Below are 1,414 nucleotides of genomic sequence, written 5' to 3' on the forward strand. Positions count from 1 at the left end.
CCACGCGATATGCCAAAAATACAGCATCTTTTTTGGCAGCAGTGCAAATTCGTTGCATTGCTATTTGGTGTGCCATTTTAGCCTAATCTTGTGTAGACACTATTTAGCACCGGGCCCTTTTTTATTTTGTAATTTGTTCTAAGGCCTCTTTCAGCTTATCATACCCGAACATTGACGCATATGCAACGAACAGGCCTAGGGCCACTGCACCGGCCACCATATACCATGTGATATCCAGCAACATGATCTGACATGCTGCAAAGAACGCCACCAGGGTCACAGCCATGGACACCACCACGGCCAGGATATTGGTTGGGATCTTGTCCCAGGTTACTTTCTTTACCACCTGTGTGATGATATTGGTGATCACAGTCAGAACCAACACCGCCAGCAGGATTTCGGATACCACCATGGGGATGTTCTGCATAATGTTTTCCATGTGTATGTCCTCCTTGTTTTATTTCTCAGCCCCGCCCGAAGCGGTCAGCTCCGCTTTACAGCCCGTTTTCGTGGTCTCTCGTGATACTGTCTCCCGCATCATTCACCTTGGATGCCAGGGCGGCGATCATCTTGGTCAGCCAGGCCGGAATAGGGGCACCCAGGGCGCCGGCATTTTCGATGATGCTGCCTGCCTCGGTGAGGATGTACCAGACCACCACCAGGGGACATAACAGCACTGTGTAAGTAAAGGGCAGCTCGACGCCGGGCACATTGGCCAGCAGGTGTCCGATCACCACGTCCAGGATGGCGGCCACGATAACTGCCACTACGCTGCCCAACTTGTGCCAGATGCCGTCCCGGGCGCTCTTGCTGGACCACTCCCCCGCCCGCAGCGCGGCGCAGGAGCCGGTGGCGTAGTCGATAACCATACACACGACCCAGGCCACCACCACCCAGCCAAACCAGCCCCACAGGGCGGTGAGGGCGGCGCAGATGGCGGCGAGAGCTGCCTTGAAGGTATTGATATGCTCCATATCCATCCCTTCTCACTGGTTCCGCACGTAGGCGGCCATGCTCTCGATCAGGGCGTGGACGTTACCGGCGGAGTAGTCGTTACCCTTCCAGTAGTCCACGGCCGTCAGGATACCTGCGTCGGCCAGGGTATCCACGGCGGTCTCCAGCTCAGTCTGCTCCGGATCACAGCCGTCGCACAGGTCCAGGAATGCCTCCCAGCTCCGGTCCGAGCCCCTGGGGGGTTGGGGGATTGATAGGACAGGATTTGATCCTTCCGTACTGAGTTCATCTTTTTTTGATTTATCAGGATTGCTTTTATCTTTATTTAATTGCGGCCGGTTTTCCAGACCTGGAGTATCCATATCCGGGTTTTCCGTATCTGGATGTTCCGTATCCGGCTCATCCTCACACGGCCCGTCCGGCTCCGGGGGATGGGGCGTTTCGTAGATGACATACTCCA

2 protein-coding genes and 2 pseudogenes are annotated in these 1,414 nt (G+C 55.4%); 1 reads left to right on the forward strand and 3 read right to left on the reverse strand.

Annotation, left to right across the window (positions count from 1 at the left end):
• Window positions 1–86, forward strand: a pseudogene (locus B5F88_RS20490) (IS5/IS1182 family transposase); the annotation flags it as partial.
• A 35-nt stretch (window positions 87–121) separates the two neighbouring features.
• Here B5F88_RS20490 and B5F88_RS19510 read toward each other — a convergent pair.
• The 3 genes and pseudogenes from B5F88_RS19510 to B5F88_RS21195 form a co-directional block, all read right to left on the reverse strand.
• Entirely contained in the window at window positions 122–439 is a 318-nt protein-coding gene (locus B5F88_RS19510) for a hypothetical protein (protein WP_087937055.1), read from the reverse strand.
• A gap of 55 nt (window positions 440–494) precedes the next feature.
• Window positions 495–974: a phage holin family protein gene (locus B5F88_RS19515; protein WP_087937056.1), complete on the reverse strand. Its 480-nt coding sequence runs from the start codon at window positions 972–974 to the stop codon at window positions 495–497.
• Between the two features lie 12 nt (window positions 975–986).
• Window positions 987–1,414: pseudogene (locus B5F88_RS21195) on the reverse strand (hypothetical protein); the annotation flags it as partial.

Source organism: Flavonifractor sp. An306 (genome assembly GCF_002159455.1).
Classification (GTDB): domain Bacteria; phylum Bacillota; class Clostridia; order Oscillospirales; family Oscillospiraceae; genus Flavonifractor.